The organism is Marinobacter sp. M3C, assembly GCF_023311895.1.
Classification (GTDB): domain Bacteria; phylum Pseudomonadota; class Gammaproteobacteria; order Pseudomonadales; family Oleiphilaceae; genus Marinobacter.
Genome location: NZ_CP092284.1, coordinates 290,491 through 315,579, shown reverse-complemented (window position 1 = coordinate 315,579; position 25,089 = coordinate 290,491). Strand labels below are relative to the sequence as shown.

Below are 25,089 nucleotides of genomic sequence, written 5' to 3'. Positions count from 1 at the left end.
GTTGTGACAGTACTGAAAGTATAGATCGATCTTATTGTGCTTTGGGCTGAATTATCCCCAGCCGTTGATTAGCTGCATCGCGAATCTCCCGATAACGGTCAGGACGGCTGATGAGTGTATCCAGATTATCCTCGGGGAAAATCTCGCTCCTCTTTTCCTTAGCGCCTTCTTTAGCAAAGACAGACGGTATCAACAGTTCCAGACAGCGCAACATAACCTCAGGCGAAACTGACGCCCCGGGCGATGCTCCCAATAGAGTCCCGTAAGTTTTGTCTTTAGACACAAGGATTTCTGTGCCCATCTGTAGATCGCCGTCTTTGATGATCTGCACTCTCTGGCCAGCTTGAACCGGCTTCCAATCAAACTTTTTACTTAACCCAGGCGCAAAGCTGTCCAACTCTTCGAACATGCTCTTTTTGCCCTTAAACGTTTCTGAAATCAGATATTTAACCAAGGGGAAGTGTTCTAAAGCAACATTCAGCAAGCCAGGGATATCATGTAAGCGAATTGATCTTATGTAATCAAAAAACCCTCGGTCTCGCTCGAGGCGAGGTTTGAATGAGGCGAAAGGACCAAACAATAGGTAATGCTTACCGTCAACCACTCGCAAATCCAGGTGCGGCACAGACATGGGAGGCGCGCCCACTTTCGCTTTGCCATAGGTTTTAGCCCGGTAATACCCCGCTTGCTCTTCACTGATCGGCGCCCGAAGAAAACGCCCGCCCACAGGGAAACCGGCGAAGCGGTTACGAAACGGCAAGTGGCTTTTTTTCAGCAGGGGAAATGCGCCCCCACCAGCGCCCACGAAAAGCACATCCGCTTTGTGCTGAACTAGTTTCCCGTTGCACTCAGCCTTGATCACCCATCGCCCGGTCGGGCTCTTGTGCACACGCTTAACGTGGGTGCCATACTCAAATTTCACACCCAGGTTCTGGGTTGCGTAGGCCGCCATTTGCTCCGTTAACGCACCAAAATTAACGTCTGTACCCGTCTCAATAACGGTCGCCGCCATTTTTTCATGGCGTGGGCGTTCGTCCATGGTGTATGGAATCCAGCTCTTGATTTCATCAAAGTCTTCTGAGTAACGCATGTGCTCAAAAAAATGATGGGTCGACATTTCCTTGAACCGCAACTGCAGTTCTTCAATATCAGATTCGGAAACAATGGTGCAGTGTTTGGTTTGATTGATAAACGTTTTAGGGTCTTTGATGGCGCCCTTTTCGACCAGATGAGCCCAGAACTGCTTGGCGACATTGAACTGGGCGTGGATCTTCAGCGCTTTTTCAACCGAAATGACCTCTTCATCGACTGGCGTGTAGTTGAGCTCGCAGTTCGCTTCATGCCCTGTGCCTGCGTTCCAGAACGGAGAGGAATTGCCCGCCCCGGCACTGTCCAGTCTCTCTAAGATGGTGATGTCCAACTCCGGTGCCATCTCTTTTGCCAGGGTGGCAAAAGTGGTACCCATAATTCCTGCGCCTATGATCACTACATTCATAAAGGTCTACTCACCAGCGTCAAATGTTTACAAGGACCCGCTAGAGTCCTAACTCTGTATCGGCGTTAGCTCAGCTGGTTGCCGACAGGAAGGCGCCGAATGCGCTTCCCTGTCGCCGCATAGATGGCGTTGCACAGTGCCGGCGCAACGGGCGGCAGGCCGGGCTCACCCACCCCGCCCATTGCGTCGTTGGGATTGTCGATCAGGTGCACCCTGACCACTTTTGGCGCGTCGGGCATTCTCGGGACCAGATAGCTGTCAAAGTTATCTTGCTGGGCAACGCCATCCTTGAAGGTCACCTCGCTTTGTAGGGCAATACCAATGCCCATCACGCAAGAACCCTCCATCTGCGACCGAATTCGCTCCGGGTTGGCCTGGGGCCCGCAGTCGAAGGCAATGTCCGCCCGATGAATGGTCAATTTGCCCTTGTCATCCACTTCCACGTCAAAAACAATAGCCGTGTAGGACACAAAGCTGTTGTGGAACGCCAGGCCCAGGCCTCGCCCTTTTCCAGTCTTGCGCCCCCAGCCCGCCTCTGCGGTGGCGCGCTCAATCACCCGGCGCATCCGGCCGATATCGATCGGGTGCAGGTCCGGATCCTCACCGTAGTTCCAGCCATCGCCAACGGTCAGGTTGTGAATTTTCCGGGCCGGCCCAAGCAAATCCAGAACATAATCACGGTGATCCTTGCCAGCGGCCACCGCCATTTCATGGGCAAAGCTCTGGATCGCCCAAGCGTGGGGCAGATTGTACACCGATCGGAACCAGCCAATACGCACATGAGCCGGTGCAGGCGGATTTTCTAGCCGGATAGCAGGAATATTGAAAGGCATGGTGTTAAAACCCATGCCCAGTTCGAATTCCCCTTTGTGTTTGGGGTCCGGCATAAAGAGCGAGGCGATGCTGGGCGACAGGGTGCGGTGGCGCCAGCTGGTAGCTTTGCCCTCGGCGTCCAGGCCCGCTTCCAGATGATCGACGGAAACCGCATGGAAGTAAGCGTGGTGAATGTCATCCTCGCGGGACCACTGCAGCTTGATGGGCTGCCCCTCGAACTCCTTTGCAACCAGGGCAGCCTCCATCACAAAATCCGGTTTCGACTTGCGACCGAAGCCGCCGCCAAGCAACGTCTGATGAAGGGTTACATTGTCCAGCTCCATTTCCAACATTCCTGCGATGCCTTCCCGCGCCGCCCTTGGATGCTGGACCGGAGCCCAGGCCTCGGCCTTACCGTTCTTGATCATTACCACCGCGACCGGGGGTTCCATGGTGGCCTGCGCCATATGGGGCATATAGTAGGTTGCTGACACACGTTTTTCGGCGTTCTGCAAGGCGGTTTCAACGTCGCCGGATTGGCGGATAACTTTGCCGGGAGATTGCGCCGCCTTTTCCAGAGACTCCCGGTAAGCATCGGAGGTGTAATCGGCATTGTCTCCGGCCGGTGTGTTATCCCACTCGATCTTCAGGGCGCGGCGACCCTCCATGGCAGCCCAGGTATTGAATGCCACCACGGCAACCCCACCCAAAGGATTGAATGCTGCGGGTTGGCTCGCGCCTTTAATGCGGATCACCTTTTTAACACCAGCAACCTTCAGCGCCTCGCTGTCATCGACGCTTTTCACCTTGGCGCCGTAGACTGGCGGCCGCGCTATGACCGCGTAGAGGGTGTTCTCCAGATCGATATCGGCGCCAAAAATCGCCTTGCCGGTAACAATGTCCTCACCATCAATAGCTTTGGGGTGGGCAGATTTCAGCTCACCGTTGATTAGTCCCGATTCCTTACCAATAAAGCGCAGCTCGTTGTCTGATTTCAGCACCAGATCGTTTCGACCGGGAACGTCCAGCGCCCTTGCGGCTTCTGCGAGTTCGCCAAAGCCGAGTTCCCGGCCCGTGGCTGGATGCACTACCTTGTGGATTTCGGCTCGCACCTCGTGTACCGGTACATCCCATTGATTGGCTGCGGCCTGTTCAAGCATCAATCTGGCGGCGGCGGCTGCGCGGCGCATGGGCTCATACCAGTGACGCATGCTGCGCGAACCGTCGGTATTCTGATTGCCGTACTTATCCTGGTCGCCTTCCGCCTGCTGCGCCCGAACCTGGCCCCAGTCTGCACCCAACTCGTCGGCAGCTACCATAGCCAGACTTGTACGGATGCCCTGCCCCATTTCGGCACGGTTGCAAATAATGGTGACCAGACCGTCTGAATCGATTTGAATAAACACATTCGGGTTATCAATCCAACCGCCGGGCATGGCACCGGCGCCAAACTGGGCCTGTTCATTGGCGAGCGCCAGATCCCAGCGAGCTGCCAGCAGCAGCGCAGAGCCCCCGACCAATCCTTTCAAAAGACCGCGACGGCTGACATTAGCGAGCAACAGTGTGTCGTCTGATCGGCTCATGAGCTGGCCTCCTCTTTGTCCATATCTCGAGTGTCCATATCCCCAGGGTCAACAGCCTGCGTGCCCGCAGCCCGTTCAATGGCCGCCAGAATGCGATTATAGGTGCCACACCGACACAGGTTGCCCGCCATGGCGTCGACAATTTCCTGGGTTTGTGGTGCCGGGGTTCTCTTCAGCAGAGCCGTGGCATTCATGATCTGGCCACCTTGGCAATAACCGCACTGCGCCACACCCAGATCCAGCCAGGCCTGCTGAACTTTATGGCCAACGGGATCGTCGGCCATGGCTTCAATGGTTGTAATTTCGCCCTTGGCGGCGGCGACCGGTGTAACACAAGACCGTATCGCGACCCCGTTCAGGTGAACGGTGCAAGCACCGCACTGAGCGATACCGCATCCGAACTTGGTGCCTTTCATGCCGACAACATCTCGAATGGCCCAAAGCAGCGGCATGCTGTCGGGAACGTCGAGCTCGTGCTCTTGTCCGTTTATAGTCAGGGTAATCATGGGTCTGTCCCTCATAGTCTGCCGTTTGGTTCACATTGTCGTTAGTACAATGATTGTAAATTTAACAGTTATGAGGACTTGCCACCAATTCGCATCAGAATGAGTCTTGCGCCAACTACCGCGAACCAGCCTTCTACATTGACGCCGTCCGCTCGTGTGAAATCGGCTGTATCACAGGGTGGATCCGGGCCACCTGCACCGGTTTAGGTGGGGAAAAGGCCCGTGCAAGAGCCCACTCACTCTGAGCTCCTGCACTTTACCAAAGCTCTAGTTTGAGAGCGGTTTGCGCCTCCATAAATAGAACAATACCGGAATCACCAATAGCGCCAAAATAACCGCAGTGATCATGCCGCCCACCATCGGTGCGGCAATTCGACCCATCACCTCAGAACCTGTTCCAGTGCCGACCATTATCGGAACCAGACCACCGATGATGGCGGCCGCGGTCATCATCACCGGCCGTACTCGCATACCGGCACCGTGAAGCACCGCATGACGGAGCGTTTCCCGCCTGGGCGTCAAGCCTTTCTGTTCGCAGGTTGCAAGCATTGTCTGATAGGACTGGTTGAGGTACACCAGCATGATGACTCCAATCTCCACCGCTACGCCCGCCAAAGCAATGAAACCAACACCAACGGCGACGGAGAAGTTATAACCCAACAGATACATCAGCCAAACAGCTCCAATCATTGCGAACGGAAGCGTACCCATGATAATGCCCACTTCCGCAAAGTTCCTGAAGTTCAGAAACAGCAGAATGATGATAATCGCCAGTGTCAGCGGAACCACGTAGGTCAGCTTTTCTTTGGCGCGAAGCATGTACTCATATTGGCCCGACCAGGCGATGGAGTAACCCGCCGGCAAGTCTAATTCTGCCTGCACGATTGCCATCGCCTGTTCAACGTAAGTGCCGACGTCTACACCCTCTATATCCACGAAGGACCAACCGTTAAGACGAGCATTTTCACTTTTGATCGCCGGCGGCCCGTCTTCTATCCGGATATCGGCGACATCAGCCAGCGCAATCCGCTGGCCCGTGGTGGTTACGATGGGAAGCTGTTCCAGTTTTTCGGGAGAATCCCGGTAGTCTTCCGGATAACGAAGGTTAATGGGGTAGCGCTCAAGACCCTCGATGGTTCTGGAGACATTAATCCCGCCGATTGCGGTGGCAATCACTTGCTGTACGTCCGCGATATTCAGACCATAACGGGCAGCACGCTCGCGGTCGATGTCCACTTTAATGTATCGACCACCTGCTACGCGCTCTGAGTAAACTGACGCCGTGCCGGGCACGTCTGCCAAAATTTCCTCCAGGCGCTTTCCAACATCCTCGATGGTTTTAAGATCGGGGCCGGCGATTTTAATGCCTACGGGTGTTTTTATACCCGTTGCCAGCATGTCAATGCGGGTGATGATCGGCATTACCCAGGCATTGGTGACACCAGGAAATTGAATCAGTGTGTTGAGTTCCTCTTTGAGCTTGTCTGTGGTCATGCCCTCGCGCCACTGATCGCGGGGTTTGAGCTGAATGAAAGTTTCAATCATGGTTAAAGGTGCTGGGTCGGTGGCCGTATCCGCACGCCCTACTTTGCCGAACACGGTCTTCACTTCTGGCACCGTCGCAATCAATTTGTCCGTCTGCTGAAGTAACTGACGGGCTTTGCCGATTGAAATTCCAGGATAGGTCGTTGGCATGTACATCAAGTCCCCTTCGTCCAGCGGGGGTATGAATTCGCTACCGATTTTTGTTGCTGGCCACAGGCCAACAGCCAATACCAGTAGAGCAGCCAGCACCGTCGACAGGGGAAACCTGAGCACCAGCTTCAAGACCGGCATATAGGCACCGACCAACACCCGGTTGAGGGGATTCTTGTGCTCGGGCAGCACTTTACCCCGGATAAAGTAGCCCATCAGTACCGGAACCAGCGTCACGGCAAGAAACGCACTGGCCGCCATGGCGTAGGTTTTGGTGAACGCCAGTGGCGCAAACATTCGCCCTTCCTGCGCCTCAAGCGCAAACACGGGAACAAAACTGACTGTAATGATCAACAGGGAGAAAAACAGCGCAGGGCCAACTTCAGAGGCAGACCTAGCGACAATCTCCCATCGGTTCTCGGGTGTGAGTGGCGTTCGCTCCATATGCTTGTGCATGTTCTCTATCATAACGATGGCCCCATCGATCATGGCGCCGATAGCAATGGCGATACCGCCGAGAGACATAATGTTGGCGTTGATGCCTTGCCAGTACATGACGGTAAACGCCATCAGAATGCCCACAGGCAAGCTGACAATCGCCACCAACGAAGAGCGGACGTGAAACAGAAAGACGATACACACCAGGCCGACGACCAGAAATTCTTCCAGCAGCTTAAAAAAGAGATTGTCGACGGCGCGCTCAATCAGGCCAGAGCGATCATAAACCGTGACCACTTCAACGCCATCGGGCAGGCTCGATTGCAGTTCGACCAGCTTGGCCTTGACGCCATTGATCGTTTCCTGGGCATTTTCACCGAAGCGCATCACCACGATGCCACCAACGGTCTCCCCTTCCCCGTTAAGTTCGGCAATACCGCGTCTCATCTGTGGCCCCACTTCTACACTGGCCACATCTTTGAGCAGAATCGGTGTGCCGTTTACATCCAGACCCAGCGGAATCACCATCAGGTCCTCTCGGGATTCAATGTAGCCGGAGGTACGCACCATGTATTCTGCTTCGGCCATTTCGATGACCGACGCTCCGACTTCCTGGTTACCCTGCTGAATCGCTGTTTGGATAAGCGACAGGGGAATTCCGAGGGCGCGGAGCTTTTCCGGGCTGACCTTGACCTGATATTGCTTCACCATGCCGCCGAGAGCAGCCACCTCTGATACCCCGGGCACCGTTTGTAATTCGTACTTCAGAAACCAGTCCTGCAGGCTGCGCAACTGACTCAGGTCGTTTTGCCCCGTGCGATCAACCAATGCATAGAGATAGACCCAGCCAACACCGGTGGCGTCCGGCCCTAATTGCGGCCTCGCAGAATCTGGCAGGTTGGGTACCACTTGCGACAGATACTCCAGAACTCTGGAACGCGCCCAATACATATCGGTATCTTCATCGAAAATCACGTAAACGTAAGAGTCCCCGAAAAACGAATAGCCACGCACGGTTTCCGCACCGGGAACCGACAGCATGGCGGTGGTCAATGGATAGGTGACCTGGTCTTCTACTACTTGCGGTGCTTGTCCGGGAAAGCTGGTTTTAATGATCACTTGCACATCGGACAGATCCGGAAGCGCATCAACCGGGGTTTTACTGAGTGAGTACAGGCCCAGCCCTGATATCAACAGGCTTGCTAGCAACACTAAAAAACGGTTCCGGATGGACCAATGAATAATGGCTGTAATCATTAGTTGGCTCCCTCACGATCCATAGTCTCGTGGTCCATCTCGCCGTGATCCATCGTGCTGGCCGGCATGTCCGACATGCGTTGAAAATCCGAGGTTTTACTGGATTCGGAATCAATCAAGAACTGGGCGGATGTAACCACCGTATCGCCCGACACGACACCGCCGAGGATTTCGGCGTACTGGTCACCCATCCGTCCAACATCCACATTGACGGATTTGAATGCCCCGCCATCCAATGCCAGCACCAGTCGATCGCTCTGACCCGTTCGAATAACCGATTCGCGAGGCACCAGCAGTTGCCGGCCTGCCCGTGCCCCCTGAATGTTTAACGCTACAAACATGCCCGGCAACAAAGTGCCATCGGCGTTGTCAAAACGCATTCTCACCCGAGCCGTACGGGTCTTGGAATTCACTTCCGGGTACACATAATCCACCTCGCCCGTCCACTGGCGCCCGGGCAGGTAATCCAGCGTCATTACCACGCGACTTTTGGATGCCACGGCCGCCAACTGACGTTCAAATACTTCGCCAATAACCCACACCTCATCCAGTGCCGCAATGGAAAGAACTCGATCCCCTGGTTTGATAAACATACCTTCGCGAACATTGAGGTTGTCGATAACACCTGAGGTGGGCGCATACACTGTCAACGTGCGCCGCGTTTCGCGGGTTTTGGTCAGCTGTCGTATCACGCTTTCCGGCACATTGAGGGCCGCGAGCCGCTCCTTGGCAGCATTGATCAAACGCTCATTACCCCGGTTCAAAGCGAGGACTAATTCATCCTGGGCGTTGACCAATGTGGGTGAGTAAAGTGTATACAGAGGCTTGCCCTTCTCGACCGCTTCGCCCTCTGCCTTCACGTAGAGCTTCTCGATCCAACCCTCAACCCGAGGATGGACATGAGCCATATCGTCTTCGTTGTATTGAACGTACCCCACCGTTGTTATGTTATTCGGCAGCCGCCCCTGGGTGACCGGGCCCGTCCTCACGCCCAAGTTATTAACCACGCTGGGTGAAATACGAACCGTGCCTGGGGCGTCTTTACCCGACCCGCTTTCGGCATAAACAGGAACCAGATCCATTCCCATCGGCGATTTACCCGGTTTATCACTCTTGAAATTGGGGTCCATGGGCGCTACCCAATGCACGGGTTCTTTACTGACACTGCTCGTGGCCTCGACCACCGAATCCTTTGATGTGTCGGGGGCAAACCAATAGGTTGCTGCCGCACCGGCTACGCCACCTAACAACAGAAAGCCCAATGGGCGCATAACATTTGCCATGAGTGTTAATCCTGGGAATTTTTCAGTGAAAACGAGGGTGAGTCAGAGGTATTAGAGGTATTAGAGGTATCAGCGGTGAGATAGCGAAAGTTCGCCACGTTTTTGGCGCGCTCAGCGGTCATCTGTATAAAATCAACTTGAGCGTTGAGCTCCGCGATACGCGCACGTACGGCTTCGGCAAAATCGCCGTCATCGTTGTTGTAAGCTGAGAGAGCTGCATTCGCCTGCTCCGCTATTTGCGGAAGCAGCGTTTGCTGATAAAGCAGGATGCGGTCATCGAGCCGGTTAATTCGGGCAGCCGCCGCACGCGCTTCGGCTGTTAGTCGCCGAACCTGCAGTATTCGATCAGACTTCGCTGCTTCCACCCGCGCGATTGCCGCGCTTACGGTGCGGTCCTGGCGATTGCCGGTAAAAAAAGGCAGGTCAAATCCAATCCCGACTGAAAAAAGATCCGCCCGGTCTTGCCCGCCCGGAGCCTGGTCACGATATCCATACTGCGCCGATACGGTCCACTCAGGTTTGTAAGCCTGGCGCGCCAGCTCAATGTCGAGTGACCCGGCATCAATCAACTGGTCGGTGGCGCGAATTGAGGAGTGAGTGACCGCGGAGTTGCCGTTGGCATAAGACGGCGTGTTAACAAGCTTGGCTAACAGATTCGAGGGAACACGTTCGCTTACCCGTAAACGAAACGTATCAGCACCTACCCACTCTCCCAGCTCTTCCTGAGCGGTTTCCAACTGTGAGTGAAGCGCCGTTAAGCGGTCATCAAGGCGGGTTAACTCAAGAGATCCACGAATGATGTCCTGCTGCCGTGAACCGGTCAACGTTGAGGTGTACCCGGCTTCAGCAACGTCTGCCAGCTGCTCAAAAAGGCCCCGATTGTTGTCAATTATTCGAATACTCTCTTGCGCTTTCCAAAGCTCAAGCCATAGGTAAGTGACCGATCTAACCACCAGCTCCTGTCGATTCTCCCGCTGAAACGACTGGAATTCGGCGAGCTGTATCTTTTTATCGCGGGCGAGAGACCGACTGTCACCACGAGGAAATCGTTGGCTGAGGCCAATAGTGGCTTGTGTCATGCCCTCTTGGCCGGTATCGAAGGTATCGGTGGGAAGGTTTGCGGCGCCCAACGTAATGCGTGGATCCGGTAAGGCACCTGCTGCAACGGATTCATCAATAAGCGCCCGTTGCAGATAAATGCTTTGGGCTGACCAGGGGTCGCCTCGAATGGCAATATCAATGGCGTCTTCAAGGGCCAGTGTCGGTTCCGCAGAAACACCAAGACTCGTTAGAAGCAAGGCGCCTATTACCGCTGCTTTATATACACGAACAAAGTCATTCACGTTCTATTCTCCACTGAATTGGTACGCAGCGAAGAATCATAAAAGCGCTATCTGAACTCAGGCTGAAATTTCAAAACTTATTGTGTGATTTTGATCTGAATCAATCGCTCTTAATGACTGATAAATATCAATAACAATTATTACATTTATTTTATTACTTCTTTCAGGGTGAATTCAGGAAGAGATGTTTAAATCGTTTCATCAACCAACCAAGAGGTACATCATGAAAACACCCATTGTATTTTTAGCCGCGATCACGTTATCCACAGCAGTCTTCGCAGGCAACATGCAGCAAGACACTAAGAGCGGCGGTTCGATGCAAGGCGATATGAGCTCAATGCACAGCAATATGACATCAATGCACAAAAAAATGAATTCGATGCACAGCGGCATGGATAAGGACGCGACGCAGACCGAGGTGCTCGAGAACAAAGACATGCAACGCCTTCATAAAGAAATGACGCTGTACGGAATGTCTGAAGTGGGTATGGAAGCTCGGCTTGATATGATGACGGAAAAAGGTAGAGCCTTCCACCGAGCATTGGAGCAGGATCAAAAAAACACCGCAGGATAACTCCTAGGGTTAGATTGATTCGAAAAATCTCAAGGGTCGTTAGCACTATTTAATTCGCGCTGTTGACACCTTGAGAGATGAGCAGAAAAACATATAAACCTGAAACCAATCTGAATTACGATTTAACGAACAGTAATTCAGAGCAAGGAGTTCAACATGAAAAAGATCATTATCGCGACTGCAATTACAGCTTTGTTCTCAATGACCGCAAATGCCAACTCTGGTTTGGCGGATCGCTTTAACGAGGCGCGAAGCTATCCAAACAAAACAGTCGAGACCGTTAGCCCTAAAATGTTGCATATGCAGCATAGAAACATACACATGAAAATGGATAAAGCTGAATATAAGAATCATTCGAATTCATCGGGTTCGAATCATGCAGAACAGATGGGTGTTCAAGACTCCAGGCACCAGAAATCGTAATAAACCTGTCCAGCCATGCCTCACTTAGCATGGCTGGTTCTTGCCTTATGCCCCGGAAGAAAAGCTAGGACGTACTGGCTTTCACCGCCACCGGCCAAACTGAAAGCGTGAAACGGTACCAATTCTGATACGCCAAACTTTGCTGCTTGGCATCGCTCTTTTCTCCTCGTACTCCGCCGATGCCCGGCTATCTGGCCGTGCGCATCCCTACTATCGCTAATTTTGAAAAGTTCTTCAAAGCTTCCTAAGTCCACAAGAAGGAAGTGCGTACCTCAGAGATTCCAAACAGAATAGAAAAATACCGCAGGATGGCTCCTGCGGCAAATAAAACCCAAAAACGCAAAAACTCCGGAACCATTTGCACCGTTATTCCGTGCTGGTGGCACCTAAAGCTCAAGCATTACAACATACAAACCTGAAACCAAACTGAATCACTAAATCAATTTCGATAATTTGGAAAATAGAATTCAATACAGAAAAAAATTATTGCAGCAGCAACCCTAATCATGTTCTTTACTATGGAAAATGCCAATTCTGGCTTGGCGGATCCTGAATCTCGGCAAACCAACAACCACCCTGCTCCTCGGTCTGCAATCGCGCACGCACAGCCGCTTTATTTTTGGCCTGATAACAAACTCGCCAGTCTTTACCCGGCAAGCCGAAATAGGCTGCCACGAGCGCCGTGACGGTTTGCAGGTGGTCGCTGCTGGAAAACACCCCCGCCAACGGTGAAATGTGTGCCAGCGCATCCACAGCGGCAATCGGATTTAACAAATGGCACTAGACAATATCAGCCGGATAAGCAGGCAGGTCTGGCTGACTGAAATTCCGATGATAAGCCGCGGCCTCCAGCAGGAGCAATACAGCGACGCCAAGCAAGAAGACGGAACTCGGACGGCCCTGACTTTAATAGCATCATCTTGCTTCCGTAGAGGGTTTCCGGGTTCTAAGGTGTTCACAACTAGACTAATGTAATATCAATCGTTATCATTCGCACCCTTACCTATTGCGGAGCCAGATCATCATGAACCCCCTCATTACGAACCTCAGCGGAGCGGCCCTAAATCCCCTTCAGCAACTGACCGAGATGGGCGGCCCCGTCATGTGGGCACTGCTGGGACTGGCGGTTCTTGGCGTGGTGGCGTTCTTTTATCTGGTTATCACCGGTGCGCTCTTCGCACCTCGCCTGACTTCACGCTTGCGAAAAACCCTCAACCAGTGGCAACAGCAACCGTCACAGCACTGTGTTGAATCGTTGAACGACGTCTCGGGTTGGCCTGCCCGATGCAACCCGTTGCCACAGATAATTCGCGTGGCGATGACCACCATGCTTGAGTGCCGCGATGGAACAAACGTGCGTGAAGAATTGGCACGCCAATCCCAGCAGGCGCTGAAACCATTCGAGGCACCCTTGAAAGTCATCGAAGTGATTGCTGCACTGGCGCCGCTGCTAGGCCTGCTGGGCACGGTAATGGGAATGATGTCTGCTTTTAGCGCCATGTCGGTGGCCGAAGGTCAGGCCAATGCCTCGCAACTCAGCGGCGGTATCTACGAAGCACTGACCACCACCGCGGCGGGGCTGGTTGTAGCGATTCCTTTTGCGGCTATTGCCACCTGGGCGGAATTCCGCCTGCGCCTGCTGAACCTGATGATCAATGACACCCTGGTACGGGTGATTACCACGCCCATTGAGATTCGCGAAACCCGGGCTCGGTCAACAGAGAAGCCAGCGCCCGCGGTAACTGCAGAGCCCCGGGAGGCTCAACGCGATGCCACCTATGCAACTGGTTGAACCCCGCCCGGCCCGGCCGCTACCGATTCGCTTGACGCCGCTGATTGACGTGGTGTTTATCCTGTTGGTGTTCTTCATGCTGACCACCCGGCTGCTGCCCGTGGAGCATCTGTTGCTGGACAACGCCACCACGCCAACGGGGTCAGCCACCGGCGGCGAGTCAATCTCGGAAATGACACTCTACGGTGATGGCACGCTGGGCTGGCGTGGGCAACGTCTGCCAATCCCCGCAATGGTCAGGAAATTTACTGAGAACGGGACTGGGGAAGTGAACTTGAAAGCAATTGGGGAGGCTTCGCTGGCGAATTTCACGACCAGCCTGAGCGCCCTGAAAAGCGTCGGTATCGACGTTCACTGGATGCGCGCAACCGCGTCATCAAATCGTGAGGGGCAGTGAATCGTGAGATTTTTAGGCAATGCTCAATCGACGACGTTGACCGTTCCGATTGCCGGTAGCGAAAAAACACTGATGTCCCGGGTGGAGGACAACCTGTTGCCGCTGATCAATCTGGTTTTCCTGTTGCTGATGTTTTTTATCGCGGTAGGCCAGATGAGCTCCACATCCCTGCCCGACCTTCCGGGCTCCAGCGCTCAGCAAACGCCCACAAAACCCCGGGCGGATCTGGTCGTCAAAAGTTCCGGTGACTGGTTCGTTGATGGCCAGTCAATCACCGAAGCCCAATTACTGCATTTGCTGCCCCCACCCAATAACGAAACGCCTTTGCGCATTGGAGCCAACCGCTCCATGACAATGGCAGCTATGGAAAAACTGTTTCAGCGATTGGAAAGCGGTGGCTACAAGGACATTGTCTTACTGGTCCAGCCCGGCTCATGAGTACACGGACGCATCTATTTATTCTGCTGGCAGCAATCAGCCTGACCGGAACGGTACTGCTTACGGCACTATCCACGACACAGCCGCTGATCACGATTCTCGAGGGTAAGGGTCCAGCCAGCCAGACGCGCTCAATTCACATTACACTGGCCGACCGGGCATCCGAACCGGAACCGGCTGCGCAATCAATAGGCGAACCGGCTCCAAGGCAGGAGCCGAAACAACAGCCCGATCCGACGCCCAAAAAAAAGCCGGCACCCAATCCAGAAACAAAACTCGCCCCCAAGCCAGAGCCGAAGCCAGAAAGCGAGGCAACTACGGCGGATAAACCCAGTAAATCGGTTGCACAAGCCAGCGCTGGAACAGTTGAAGAAGCGACTGCGCCCGAATCTGAAAAAGCCGCCCAGCCCACAAAAAAACAGTTACGCGCGGGGGCATCGCAGAAGACGGACAACTACCTCTCAAAACTGGTACGCCACCTGAGCGCCTACCGGGACTATCCGCGTCGTGCCCGGCGATTGGGCATGCAGGGAACGCCCGTCGTGGTGTTCGAGTTTGATCGGGCGGGTCGACTCCTGAATTATCGCCTGTTAAGAGGTTCATCCCACCGCATATTGGATAACGCGGCACTGAATATGCTGCAAGAGGCGTCGCCGTTTCCGCCAGTACCGGATGACATGACCAGCGAGACTTTCCGCTTCCAATTGCCGGTCTCGTTCCAGCTCCGTTAAACACACAGCAACAGATTGGCAAATACGCGAAACCAAAAGATAAGAATTAGTGCTTGTTGTTAATGATTAACATTCGTATAGTTGCCCCTCTGATTTTAACCCGTTGTAACAGGAGAGCAACATGTCTGCGCTTTTTTCCCGAAACCTTCTGGCACTGTCGATCCTTTCCGCCTCTGTGCCGACCATGGCCCAAGAGCATAGCCTCAACGAACTGGTCATCATCGGTGATGATGCGTCCGCATCCGCCCTGCCCGGTTCCGCCCATGTGGTTACCAGCGAAGACCTGGAAACCATGAAGTACACGGACATTCACAAAGCCGTGCGAGAGGTGCCAGGGGTTTACCTGAAGGAAGAGGATGGCTACGGCCTGCGCCCGAACATCGGCATTCGTGGCTCAGGCTCCGGCCGCTCTTCCAAGATCACACTGATGGAAGATAACGTGATGATCGCTCCGGCGCCCTATTCGGCGCCAGCGGCTTACTACTCACCAACGTTCGGCAGAATGAACGGAATCGAGGTTCTGAAAGGGCCAGACCTGCTGCGTTACGGCCCCTATACGGTGGGTGGAGCCATTAACCTGCGTTCAACACCAATTCCCTCATCGGAAGCTGGTCATGTAACGACCGAAATCTCGGAAAATGCAGGCAAACGCATTCACAGCTGGTACGGCAACAGCACCGACAACGCCGGATTCGTGATCGAAACCTTCCAGGACGAAACAAACGGCTTCAAAGAACTGCAACAATCCAGCCGTGATACCGGTTTCGAAAAGCAGGACTACGTTGCCAAGGCGCGCTTTAATTCCGACGCCTCCGCTGACGTTTACCACCAGCTCGATCTGAAGTTCCAGTACAGTGAGGAACTGAGCAACGAAACCTACCTTGGGCTAACCGACGACGACTTCAGGCGTGACCCGAACAAGCGTTACTTCCTGTCCCAGCTCGATAACATGGACAACCGTCACAAGGGCTACTCCGCCAGGCATCTGGTGGAACTGACTGAAGACCTGTCACTGACCACCACGATCTACCGCAACGAGTTCAAGCGCAACTGGTACAAAGGCAACTTCAATAACCTGATTGAAGCCGCCAACAATGGCGACCAGACTGCCTACAACCAGCTGCAGGGTACCGAGCCCGTTGGCCCGTTCACACTGACCAACGGCGCACGGGAGTACCTGTCCCAAGGTATCGAAGTGAAAGCCGACTATGGCCTTACACTGGCGGGTATGCGCCACGACATTACCATTGGTGCCCGCGTGCACGAAGATGAAGCGGATCGCTTCCAGCCTAAGGATCGCTATGAGCAGGTCATCAACAACGGCCGCCCGGCCTTCGAGTTTGTTGAACAGATCGCACCCACCGGCGGTGATAACCGCATCGACGAGGCCGAGGCCCTCAACCTGTTCTTCGCGGACCGGATCGCCATTAACCCCGACCTGACCTTAACCGCCCTGCTGCGCTATGAAGATATTGAAACCTCGCAGACTCGCTGGAGCACCTCGGAGCGCACATCCGCCAGTGAAACCGAAACTGCCAGCAACAACACCAGCGAAGTGCTGCCCGGTCTTGGCGCAACCTACCGTCTGACCCCGACGGTTACCCTGATCGGTGGCGTGCACCGCGGCATGGCGCCCGCCGGCTCCGGCGGCACCAACGTGGAGCCGGAGTTGAGCACCAACTTCGAGGCTGGCGCACGATATAACGATGATGGCTTGCGTGCCGAAGCCATCGTGTTCTACAGCGATTATGAAAATACCGTGAGAAACTGCTCCATCGCCAATCCCTGCAGCGCCGGCAATCAGATCATTGATTCCGGGACAGTCAGCGAAGGAGAATCGAAGATTCAGGGCATCGAGTTGCTGGCCGCCTCTGAGTTCACGCTCGCCAATGGTCTGACTGCGCCGGTGCAGGCCACGTGGACCTACACCAATGCCGAAGTCACCAAAGACAGCGACGATGGTAGCGTGCGCAAGGGCGACAACCTGGCAGACTTGCCCGAAAATGTCGTATCTGTGCGTGCAGGCCTGCGCGATGGCAACCTCTGGGATGCCTACGTCAATATCTCGTATGTTGACGAAACCTGCATTAACAACAGCTGTGACCGCTCAGGCACTGATAACACATTCCGTAAAACCGACGACTACACCGTGGTGGACCTCTCCAGCAGCTACGCCCTGAACTCATCCACCCGGGTCTATGCCAAGGTCGATAACGTCCTCGATGACCAGGAAATCGTTTCCCGCAGCCCCCATGGCGCCCGACCCAACCTGCCTCGCACGGCCTATGTGGGTATCAGCGTCGATTTCTGACGTCTCAAGGTGGCAAATTCCGTCCTCCGGCGGGTTAACTCAGAAACCAGTAATTGCCCAGAGACTCAATTCTTGATGCCACATCAGCATCAGGGCAACTCACCCGCATGGTGACAAGACAATCGGAATTTCCGTTCCGGGAATGCCGCATGGCACTCCCGGAACGGAAACTGGCCGGCAGGACAGATACGACGTACTGGCTTTCACCGCCACCGATCAAACCGAAAGCGTGAAACGGTACCAATTTTGATACGCCGAACTTTGCCGCTTGGCACCTCTTTTATCTCCTCGTACTCCGCCCTGATGCCCGGCTATCTGCCCGTGCCCACCGGCGGAGTCATTGCTGATTCTGGAACCTGCATAAAAGCTTTTTGGCCGAGCCTTTGCTCTCTCTGTATAGGGGGCTCAACCTTGTCCGCGTCATACGGCCTGGGCGAAGAGGTCAGCTGATAGTTAACTTGGCATCGGAAAATCAGTGCGTCATCCCTCGAACGGTTGTTCATCGTTTCATTGCCAACTTACATTTATAGCTCTTTTCTGTCGTCTATTATACAATACCCCCCTACCCTATAATTTTGACTGGTTACCCATGAGCCATATCACACATAACAAAGCCAAGTTGCTGGGCCGCGTGCGCCGTATACGGGGCCAAGTTGAAGCGTTGGAACGAGCCCTTGATACAGATAAAGGCTGCGGTGAAGTATTACATCAGATCGCCGCCGTCCGCGGTGCCACGAATGGTCTTATGGCCGAAGTCATGGAAGACCATATGCAGATGCACGTCGCTAATCCCGATATCACAAGCGACGCCGAGCGCAATCAGGGTGCCAATGAACTGATGGACGTCATTCGCACCTACCTCAAGTAAACGCGCTCGCCGTGGCTCCCTACTCAACCAAAAGTATTATCAGGACGCGAACATATGCATGAAAAAGATATTTCAAACTGGCACCATGACCACGCTTTTGGGCAAGACCAGAAGCGGTCTGGCGAAAAGCGCACATTAATCGTCGTCGGACTGACTCTGGTGATGATGGTCTGGGAAATTGCGGCCGGCTTGGTGTATGGCTCCATGGCACTGCTTGCCGACGGTCTACACATGGGCTCACATGCGACAGCGCTGGGCATCGCTGCGTTCGCATACGCGTACGCCAGGAAGAACGCCACTAACGCACGTTTCAGTTTTGGTACCGGCAAGGTGAATGCACTGGGAGGATTCACCGGTGCCATACTTTTAGCTGGATTCGCGCTTTTTATGGTGATCGAAAGCGTCGACCGTTTTATGAATCCGGTTGTCATTTCGTTCAACGGCGCTATTTTTGTTGCGGTTATAGGTTTGATCGTAAACGGCGTCTCGGCCTGGATTCTCGGCGATGATCATGATCACAGCCACGCCCATCATGAAGATGAATCACATAGCCACCATCACCACAGCCATCACGATCATAATCGCCAAGCGGCTTATTTCCACGTGCTGGCCGACGCGCTCACCTCTCTCCTGGCCATCATAGCCCTGCTTGCCGGCAAATATGCGGGATGGAACTGGATGGACCCGGTTATGGGCATTGTTGGAGCCATACTTATCACCCGCTGGTCTTGGGGCCTACTGCGGACCACTGCGAGTGTATTACTCGACGAACAGCAAGCAAGTATCATGCAGGACATCAAACGTACGGTGGAATGTGACGATACGCGTGTGAGTGATCTCCATGTCTGGTCGATTGGACCCAATCTGTACGCCGCGATTGTCGCGATTGTTGCCCGCTATCCGCAGTCTCCCGGCCATTACCGTGACCGAATCCAAACCGGCCACTCGTCGCTCGTACATGTGACAGTGGAAGTTGAAACCTGCCCATCGCATTCCTAACGGCGCTGCCACCCAAGTGCGTGGGATAGATTAATGGCTGACAGTTAAAGATTGCCTGACAAGATCCATGCGCCAACGGCAATCAGTGTCAGGCCGCCCATAATTTCAGCCTTCTGGCCGAACAGTGAACCCACCACTCGTCCCAACATAACGCCTAACGTAACCATTACCGTTGTGGCCAGGCCAATTAACCCAGCGGCCAGAAATATGTTCACCTCTACAAATGCCAGGCTTACACCCACTGCCATTGCATCAATACTGGTGCCAAATGCGGTCAAAGCGATCTTGAGAAAAGAATGTCTAGAGGGCTTTTCTATCGCTTCCCTACATGGATTCAGGCCTTCATAGAGCATGTGTAAGCCAAGAGCCACCAATAACGCGAACGCTATCCAGTGACCCCAAATATCCACATAAGACGCGGCGATATTACCGATTAACCAACCGATAAGGGGAGTGATGGCCTCAATTAATCCAAAAATGAGGCCCATTCTTAGCGCTTCGAAGAACCGGGGATTTTTAAGGCTTGCTCCCTTGCATATGGCTACTGCAAACGCATCAGTAGACATTGAAAGAGCCAACAACAGAAGGGCTATGGGGTTCATTCGATGTTCTCCGGCCGGGCGTTGAGTCCACGACATATCGACACGCCCGACCATCAGGCATGGATATATCGATGGTCTCGCCAACCGAGAGGTGTTCGCACCATGGCATTTGGCCAGGTATGTTGACGCGAACTCTTCCGAATACCGGAAGCAGGCTACTCCCCAAAGAGCGCCAAATCTAACACAACCAACGTGTAAATCAAGTGGGAAGGAGATGAATACGCTTCCGCGACCGCAGAATTACCTAAAGTTTTATGGCTATAACAAAATAATGCCAAACCGCTTCATGACGACAGCCAGGACGCTAAAACACACCACGGTGACAATGGCACTTGCCGCAAGAGCCCCCCAGAAGCCAAGCCGCGACAGAAGGAACGGAAAAACCAGAAACATCGGTAACGTGGGCAAAACATACCAGAAGGTATACCAGGCGTGGTTGCTGATTTTTTCAGTTGGTTGATGCTCCAGGTAAAGCCAGATCATGGCTAATACCGTTACCAACGGCAACGCCGCAATCAATGCGCCCAACCTATCACTGCGCTTCGCCACTTCTGAGATCAAAACCACCAGCAGAGCTGTAATGGCGTATTTTGTGATTATCCAGGCCAAATGAAAACCCTCTGAACTCAAACCTGTTAATTTCCCGGTGCTCAGCAGAACCACTAACGAGCGAAGAACAGGTGCCAGTACGTTCGGTGTTTCAGACTATCAAGCATGACCCAACAACGCTTAAAGATAACGGGCAATGGCTTTGAACTCATCAACACGGCTTTTCTGTTCCGGTTCCAGCGGGCCAATCGCATCATCCAGGCAGTGCTCAATGTGGTCCTGTACCAACACCCGCTTTGCCTGTTGAATGGCTTTTTCCACAGCATGGAGCTGCTGCGCCAGTTCCAGGCAGGATCGCCCTGCCTCAATCATTCCTATCACGCTACCCAGATGACCTTGAGCCCGCTTCAGGCGTTTAACAATCTGCGGATGCGAGTGGTGCGTTTGGTCATTCGCCATATTTAATTCCTATCCCCCTAGGGGGGATGCTATCCTCTCTCACCGAATTAATCCAATAGCCTGACTAAAGAACGGACACCTATGGTTACGGCGACCCACCGTAAAAAATTGATTCCACTTTTTGCCCTGCTGCTTGCGCTGGCTGGCATGTCCCTCTCGGCCGTTGGTGAGGCGTCATCTCACGGTATTGCAGAGTTAAGTGTGTTTGTGTCAGCGGGTCACGATAATCATTCACACAGCCACGACGATTTTGACGAAAAGTCAGACAGTCACCAGCATCACGACGCGGGCAATCACAGCCACGAATCCGCGGATCGCCTGACGACCCGCCTCATCCCTGGCTATTCAATCTCACTCCGGCTGCCTATACCCTACGCCGGAGATTCTCCCCGCAGCTTTCGTTATCGGCTCGAACGCCCGCCAAAAACCTCTCTGATTGTTTAAGCCTCGCTGCACCGCAGCTTTTTAAACGAAATTAATTGGAGTCGTTATGTTGTCAACTTTGTTTGACGGCCATTGGCGTGCGCGCACCGCCGCCGGCGGTCGCCGTCTGATCTGGGTATTCCTGACACTGGGTTTGCTCGGAATGAGCGCCGAGGTGCTGGCCCATGCCATTGCCCAGGGAGACAAGGGGTACATCCAGGAAATATCCGGGGTAAACCTCATTGCGTTCATCTATCTCGGGGCCAAACACATGGTCACCGGTTATGACCACCTGCTGTTTCTTTTGGGGGTCATTTTCTTCCTTTACCGCATGCAGCACATTGCAATCTACGTAAGCCTGTTTGCGCTGGGGCATTCCACCACCATGCTGTTGGGCGTGTACTTTAACGTCGGCATAAACAGCTACATTATTGACGCCATCATTGGGCTGTCGGTGGTGTACAAGGCACTGGATAATGTGGGCGCGTATCAGCGCTGGTTCGGCTTCCAGCCCAACACCAAGGCCGCCACCTTGATCTTCGGCTTCTTCCACGGCTTTGGTCTGTCCACGAAAATCATTGAGTACGACATCTCTCCGGATGGGCTAATACCGAACCTGCTCGCGTTCAATGTGGGTGTGGAAATCGGCCAGCTTTTAGCCCTGGCGATGATCCTCATCGTCATGAGCTACTGGCGTAAAACCGATGGTTTTTTCCGCCATGCCTATACCGCCAACGTGGCCATGATGAGCGCCGGCTTCCTGCTCATCGGTTATCAGCTCACCGGCTATTTTGTCGCTTAATTCTGGAGATCTTTTATGTACAACACAGATATGCCCTCACGTAGCGAATTACCCAGCTCCGCGCAGCTGATTCGGTCCACCACCATCGCCGCCATCGTAGCGCTCTTGCTGCTGGTAACCGTGGTGATGCCCTCCGAGTACGCATTGGACCCCACAGGCGCTGGCCGCCTGCTGGGTTTGACAGAGATAGGTGAAATCAAGGAACAGCTCGCGCAAGAAGCCGCACAGATGGTTGCGGTGCAACCCTCCATCAATGAGGCTGAGCCAGAGGCCGTGGAGCCTGTTTTCGAGACAGCCGCGGTTGTTGAAGTTGAAGTTGAGCCTGAGACCGCGCAAAAAGTGGAGCAACCTGCCCCGCCAATGGCCGCCGAACCTGAATGGCAGGACGAAGTCCGTGTTGTCCTCACCCCGGGCGAAGGCACAGAGTTCAAGCTCACTATGCAAGAAGGAGCCGTTGCCCGATTCGCCTGGGTATCCGAAGGCGGCCCTGTCAACTTCGACACCCACGGTGATGGCGGCGGCCAGTCTATCTCCTATGAGAAGGGCCGTGGTGTGCCGGAAGATGAAGGCGAACTGGAGGCAGCGTTTACCGGCAACCACGGTTGGTTTTTCCGCAATCGCAACGATAATGACATCACACTGGTGCTTCGCACCGATGGTGACTATGGTGAGCTGAAAAGGGCGATGTAATAAAAGTAGTCTGAATAATTGCTGTCACGATCGGGCTTATCGTTTTTTGATAGGCCCGACCGGATGCCATCTCGCAATATGCTTTTATTTCACACGCCAGTGCGCCAAAAAAACTCATTGTGGGAGCATGATAAAGTTGGTACTCAAACGACTATAAAACCCTGGAGTGCGGGGCTAATTAGTTTGAATTTGGTATTTGAAAGTCGGCGCGGCCTAACTCACTTCTTGAAAATATTCGTCAGGATTCGAGAGCTTACGAATGTCCACAATAGATCGCCCATCGATGATAAATTCAAAGTGGGTCGTCTGCACAATGGACGCTACATTCTTCGGCGTGAATAACCCCCAACAGGTTTGCCCTGGCGCACGGACAGACCAATACTGAACTCCTTCCGACCCATCGGCCCGCAACTTTGCTCCCATTGCCCGCGAATCCGTGTAGGAGCCAGGATCATAGATCGGATGGCTTTGCTCGACCGTGGTTCCATCGTGAATCGGGTCGCCCGAAAAAACGCATGACAAACCCCGGAAAATTAGTCGGTCAAACGCCAGTCCTTCAACGTTAGAAATATAGGCCTGCTGGTGATAGGCAACTTCCTTGATGGCGGTATCCATCGTATCGGCAAGATACAACATGCCGTAATCACCATTGCTGAAACGGCTTCCATTCGGTGAAACGTGAGTGAAAGGCGCAACAGCATAGGAGCAGCCAGGTATGCCCCAAGGCATATCCTGAGTGTTGATATAGGCCAGTTTGCCTACCTGAGTTGTAAGTCTGGGGTTGGTAAGGGCTTGCAGATCGTAAAGATCCTCAAAGTCTTCCGCGTTTGCCACGTCATCGAACAGTTGTATGGTGGGCAGTCTGGAGTTGACCAACCGGTAACCCTTCTGGTTCGTTAGTATCGTCGCTGGCAGCGCGATACCCATTACCAAAGTCCTCCGCGAAGCGTATCGATTCGCTTGTAGGTTTCATAAAGAGCCCCAAAATCGCCAGTCTCGATAACGGCTAACGGCGCTCTGCCATTGAAAAAAGGGTTGTGGTTCTTCTTGCTCATAAATTGGTACACGTTGTCCTTGTTCTCAAACACGATGCGCAAAGCTTGGTGAATATTCAGCAGATAGCTCAGTCGCGTCAGTTGGTCAGCGTCCAGTTTGGCTTTATCAGGGTTACTGCGGTATCGGTAGAACGTTGCTCGCGGGAGCCTGAGAATGGCCTGCGTCTGCTCAGGCGAGCACCCCCATTTTTCCAGAATATTCATAACCGCTTTCAAGCCCTTAACGCTCATGCGGTTCAGGTCGGCCTGAGATTTCTTTTCTGCTGCCATCATGGTGATGTTATCCCTTGGTACGGCTTAATCATGCCATTTCCCATGGTAGACTAATAAAGTAAATTAGTCCACATCGAGACAATGCCAGACTTGGGATATTACCCGTCGAAATAATCGAAACACGACTGTATAGGCCGCATTCTATCGCTTTGAATCTGCCATGATAAACAATAAAGATGGTAACTTTCGGGCCGGAAACTCGATTTATCGGAGGGTTCCAGATAGCGTGTGAATTAACTAACTCATTGATAAATATTGTTAACAGTTTTTTTATGATCCCACACCAATCATCACTCAGTTTTCGACCGAGAAGTTTGGGCTCAACAACTACAATTGCGAAAGCACAACACCGGCGATTAGCCATTCACAGTTACGCGTGACTTTAACCCTGGTTTCATAGAATAAGAGCAGCAATTTAGATAGTCATTGCACTATTATTATTGATCCTTTTTCGCGGTGCGTGGGCCTCGGATCAGAATGTTCACCAGGCGTCCCAAAGCCTGTCTTTGATTGAATTTGCTGAAAATCACGGACATTTTCACGACTCGTCCCATTATCACCTCCACCTGGATTCCGTCGAGATGACTGACGGGGATCATCAGCTGCCCCGTCGGTCTTCGCGTGGAAGACGCCGATGCGCTTCGAAACCAACCACCCAAGAAACATCCATCTTGTGGAATAGGCCAGCAACATTGGCAAGACTACCCACTGGGCGAGCGGCAATATTCCTGTGCCGGTCACAGCAAGTTCGGGCATTTGTTCGTTGTAGCTCCACCGCTGCCCGTCTCCGGTTGCCCAATACTCAAAAACGATTGTCACGATCAGTCCGACGCAGAGATAGACCAACAGAGTCGACCGGCTCCAGGATTTCGCCACCCAGAACCAATCCCGGGATACACATGCCGCCATCGTGTAAGCGCCAAAGGCTATATTCGCGTCTCCGAGGGTCGCACGTGTACAGAGCCAGACTACGTCCCAGTGACGCGCTTCGGCCATACCAAGGAAAAACGGTACTTGTGCCATTTCCCAGAAAAAATGCAGAAAGAAGCTTACACCCCAGACCATTAGAGCGAGCACGGCTGCGGCCATTGGCCGGCGCGAAATCTTTAGAAAAACCATTGCACCTCCAACAGGGCCAGCGGCTTCCGACATGGATCAAGTCGCCAAACAATACCTTTCGAATTTTATTACGTTTCAGTTTCGGAGAGTTAACCGCACAGATTGAGGACATCTGCGCACGCGTCGGGATTGAACCTGATGGTGAACATTCCATAATCGAAACCGTCGCCA

The 25,089-nt window shown here is 53.4% G+C and carries 25 protein-coding genes, 1 pseudogene and 1 riboswitch; of the genes and pseudogenes, 13 read left to right on the top strand and 13 right to left on the bottom strand.

Annotation, left to right across the window (positions count from 1 at the left end; all coding sequences use genetic code 11):
• Positions 1–31: 31 nt before the first annotated feature.
• The 6 genes from MIH18_RS01415 to MIH18_RS01390 all read right to left on the bottom strand — a co-directional run bounded on the left by MIH18_RS01415 (position 32) and on the right by MIH18_RS01390 (position 10,413).
• Positions 32–1,495, bottom strand: coding sequence for a malate:quinone oxidoreductase (locus MIH18_RS01415; RefSeq protein WP_249008824.1), 1,464 nt, complete (start codon positions 1,493–1,495; stop codon positions 32–34).
• A gap of 65 nt (positions 1,496–1,560) precedes the next feature.
• The gene (locus tag MIH18_RS01410; protein ID WP_249013684.1) at positions 1,561–3,891 is read right to left on the bottom strand and encodes a molybdopterin cofactor-binding domain-containing protein; all 2,331 of its coding nucleotides are present in this window, start codon (positions 3,889–3,891) and stop codon (positions 1,561–1,563) included.
• On the bottom strand, positions 3,888–4,397 hold the full coding sequence (locus MIH18_RS01405) for a (2Fe-2S)-binding protein (protein WP_249013683.1): 510 nt from the start codon (positions 4,395–4,397) through the stop codon (positions 3,888–3,890). Before MIH18_RS01405 ends, MIH18_RS01410 begins: the two co-directional genes overlap by 4 nt.
• A gap of 267 nt (positions 4,398–4,664) precedes the next feature.
• On the bottom strand, positions 4,665–7,787 hold the full coding sequence (locus tag MIH18_RS01400) for an efflux RND transporter permease subunit (protein ID WP_249013682.1): 3,123 nt from the start codon (positions 7,785–7,787) through the stop codon (positions 4,665–4,667).
• Positions 7,787–9,070 (bottom strand): efflux RND transporter periplasmic adaptor subunit, encoded by a 1,284-nt coding sequence (locus MIH18_RS01395; protein WP_249013681.1) that lies wholly within the window; start codon positions 9,068–9,070, stop codon positions 7,787–7,789. Before MIH18_RS01395 ends, MIH18_RS01400 begins: the two co-directional genes overlap by 1 nt.
• 5 nt (positions 9,071–9,075) lie before the next feature.
• Complete coding sequence (locus tag MIH18_RS01390; protein ID WP_249013680.1) at positions 9,076–10,413, bottom strand: TolC family protein; 1,338 nt, start codon at positions 10,411–10,413, stop codon at positions 9,076–9,078.
• Between the two features lie 223 nt (positions 10,414–10,636).
• Here MIH18_RS01390 and MIH18_RS01385 point away from each other — a divergent pair, with 223 nt between their 5' ends.
• Together MIH18_RS01385 and MIH18_RS01380 are read left to right on the top strand one after the other, a co-directional pair.
• Complete coding sequence (locus tag MIH18_RS01385; RefSeq protein WP_249013679.1) at positions 10,637–10,987, top strand: hypothetical protein; 351 nt, start codon at positions 10,637–10,639, stop codon at positions 10,985–10,987.
• Between the two features lie 156 nt (positions 10,988–11,143).
• A complete protein-coding gene (locus tag MIH18_RS01380) occupies positions 11,144–11,410 on the top strand; it encodes a hypothetical protein (RefSeq protein ID WP_249013678.1) in 267 nt (88 codons plus the stop codon).
• Between the two features lie 516 nt (positions 11,411–11,926).
• Here MIH18_RS01380 and MIH18_RS01375 read toward each other — a convergent pair.
• Positions 11,927–12,184, bottom strand: a complete 258-nt coding sequence (locus MIH18_RS01375) for a hypothetical protein (RefSeq protein ID WP_249013677.1) — start codon at positions 12,182–12,184, stop codon at positions 11,927–11,929.
• A 250-nt stretch (positions 12,185–12,434) separates the two neighbouring features.
• On the opposite strand from MIH18_RS01375, the gene MIH18_RS01370 reads away from it, so the two are divergent.
• From MIH18_RS01370 to dmeF, 8 genes and pseudogenes are all read left to right on the top strand, one after another.
• Positions 12,435–13,202 carry a MotA/TolQ/ExbB proton channel family protein gene (locus MIH18_RS01370; RefSeq protein WP_249013676.1) on the top strand — a complete coding sequence of 256 codons (768 nt, stop codon included), beginning with the start codon at positions 12,435–12,437 and terminating at the stop codon, positions 13,200–13,202.
• A complete protein-coding gene (locus MIH18_RS01365) occupies positions 13,180–13,599 on the top strand; it encodes a biopolymer transporter ExbD (RefSeq protein WP_249013675.1) in 420 nt (139 codons plus the stop codon). The genes MIH18_RS01370 and MIH18_RS01365 overlap by 23 nt, the downstream gene beginning before the upstream one ends.
• A 3-nt stretch (positions 13,600–13,602) precedes the next feature.
• Positions 13,603–14,037 carry a biopolymer transporter ExbD gene (locus MIH18_RS01360; RefSeq protein WP_249013674.1) on the top strand — a complete coding sequence of 145 codons (435 nt, stop codon included), beginning with the start codon at positions 13,603–13,605 and terminating at the stop codon, positions 14,035–14,037.
• Positions 14,034–14,768 (top strand): energy transducer TonB, encoded by a 735-nt coding sequence (locus MIH18_RS01355; protein ID WP_249013673.1) that lies wholly within the window; start codon positions 14,034–14,036, stop codon positions 14,766–14,768. Before MIH18_RS01360 ends, MIH18_RS01355 begins: the two co-directional genes overlap by 4 nt.
• A gap of 121 nt (positions 14,769–14,889) precedes the next feature.
• A complete protein-coding gene (locus tag MIH18_RS01350) occupies positions 14,890–17,079 on the top strand; it encodes a TonB-dependent receptor (RefSeq protein ID WP_249008836.1) in 2,190 nt (729 codons plus the stop codon).
• Positions 17,080–17,197: 118 nt separating this feature from the next.
• Positions 17,198–17,329: pseudogene (locus MIH18_RS01345) on the top strand (DUF411 domain-containing protein); the annotation flags it as partial.
• A 339-nt stretch (positions 17,330–17,668) separates the two neighbouring features.
• Positions 17,669–17,947 carry a metal/formaldehyde-sensitive transcriptional repressor gene (locus MIH18_RS01340; protein WP_249008837.1) on the top strand — a complete coding sequence of 93 codons (279 nt, stop codon included), beginning with the start codon at positions 17,669–17,671 and terminating at the stop codon, positions 17,945–17,947.
• A 54-nt stretch (positions 17,948–18,001) separates the two neighbouring features.
• On the top strand, positions 18,002–18,946 hold the full coding sequence (gene dmeF / locus MIH18_RS01335; protein WP_249008838.1) for a CDF family Co(II)/Ni(II) efflux transporter DmeF: 945 nt from the start codon (positions 18,002–18,004) through the stop codon (positions 18,944–18,946).
• A 44-nt stretch (positions 18,947–18,990) separates the two neighbouring features.
• Here the strand turns inward: dmeF and MIH18_RS01330 are convergent, their stop codons facing one another.
• The 3 genes from MIH18_RS01330 to MIH18_RS01320 form a co-directional block, all read right to left on the bottom strand.
• Entirely contained in the window at positions 18,991–19,548 is a 558-nt protein-coding gene (locus MIH18_RS01330; protein WP_249008839.1) for a manganese efflux pump MntP family protein, read from the bottom strand.
• 3 nt (positions 19,549–19,551) lie between these two features.
• Positions 19,552–19,724: riboswitch (yybP-ykoY riboswitch) on the bottom strand.
• A gap of 82 nt (positions 19,725–19,806) precedes the next feature.
• The gene (locus MIH18_RS01325; RefSeq protein ID WP_249008840.1) at positions 19,807–20,157 is read right to left on the bottom strand and encodes a DUF3147 family protein; all 351 of its coding nucleotides are present in this window, start codon (positions 20,155–20,157) and stop codon (positions 19,807–19,809) included.
• Between the two features lie 120 nt (positions 20,158–20,277).
• On the bottom strand, positions 20,278–20,556 hold the full coding sequence (locus MIH18_RS01320; RefSeq protein WP_249008841.1) for a metal-sensing transcriptional repressor: 279 nt from the start codon (positions 20,554–20,556) through the stop codon (positions 20,278–20,280).
• Between the two features lie 81 nt (positions 20,557–20,637).
• On the opposite strand from MIH18_RS01320, the gene MIH18_RS01315 reads away from it, so the two are divergent.
• Genes MIH18_RS01315 through MIH18_RS01305 form a run of 3 tightly spaced genes read left to right on the top strand, consistent with a single transcriptional unit; the run spans position 20,638 to position 22,471 of the window.
• Positions 20,638–21,000, top strand: coding sequence for a hypothetical protein (locus tag MIH18_RS01315; RefSeq protein ID WP_249008842.1), 363 nt, complete (start codon positions 20,638–20,640; stop codon positions 20,998–21,000).
• A 46-nt stretch (positions 21,001–21,046) separates the two neighbouring features.
• On the top strand, positions 21,047–21,781 hold the full coding sequence (locus tag MIH18_RS01310) for a HupE/UreJ family protein (protein WP_179888212.1): 735 nt from the start codon (positions 21,047–21,049) through the stop codon (positions 21,779–21,781).
• Positions 21,782–21,796: 15 nt separating this feature from the next.
• Complete coding sequence (locus MIH18_RS01305; protein ID WP_249008843.1) at positions 21,797–22,471, top strand: hypothetical protein; 675 nt, start codon at positions 21,797–21,799, stop codon at positions 22,469–22,471.
• Between the two features lie 213 nt (positions 22,472–22,684).
• Here MIH18_RS01305 and MIH18_RS01300 read toward each other — a convergent pair whose 3' ends face one another.
• The 3 genes from MIH18_RS01300 to MIH18_RS01290 all read right to left on the bottom strand — a co-directional run bounded on the left by MIH18_RS01300 (position 22,685) and on the right by MIH18_RS01290 (position 24,951).
• On the bottom strand, positions 22,685–23,398 hold the full coding sequence (locus tag MIH18_RS01300) for an RES family NAD+ phosphorylase (RefSeq protein ID WP_249008844.1): 714 nt from the start codon (positions 23,396–23,398) through the stop codon (positions 22,685–22,687).
• A complete protein-coding gene (locus MIH18_RS01295) occupies positions 23,398–23,799 on the bottom strand; it encodes an MbcA/ParS/Xre antitoxin family protein (RefSeq protein ID WP_249008845.1) in 402 nt (133 codons plus the stop codon). The genes MIH18_RS01300 and MIH18_RS01295 overlap by 1 nt, the downstream gene beginning before the upstream one ends.
• A gap of 423 nt (positions 23,800–24,222) precedes the next feature.
• Entirely contained in the window at positions 24,223–24,951 is a 729-nt protein-coding gene (locus MIH18_RS01290; RefSeq protein WP_249008846.1) for a hypothetical protein, read from the bottom strand.
• Positions 24,952–25,089 lie beyond the last annotated feature (138 nt).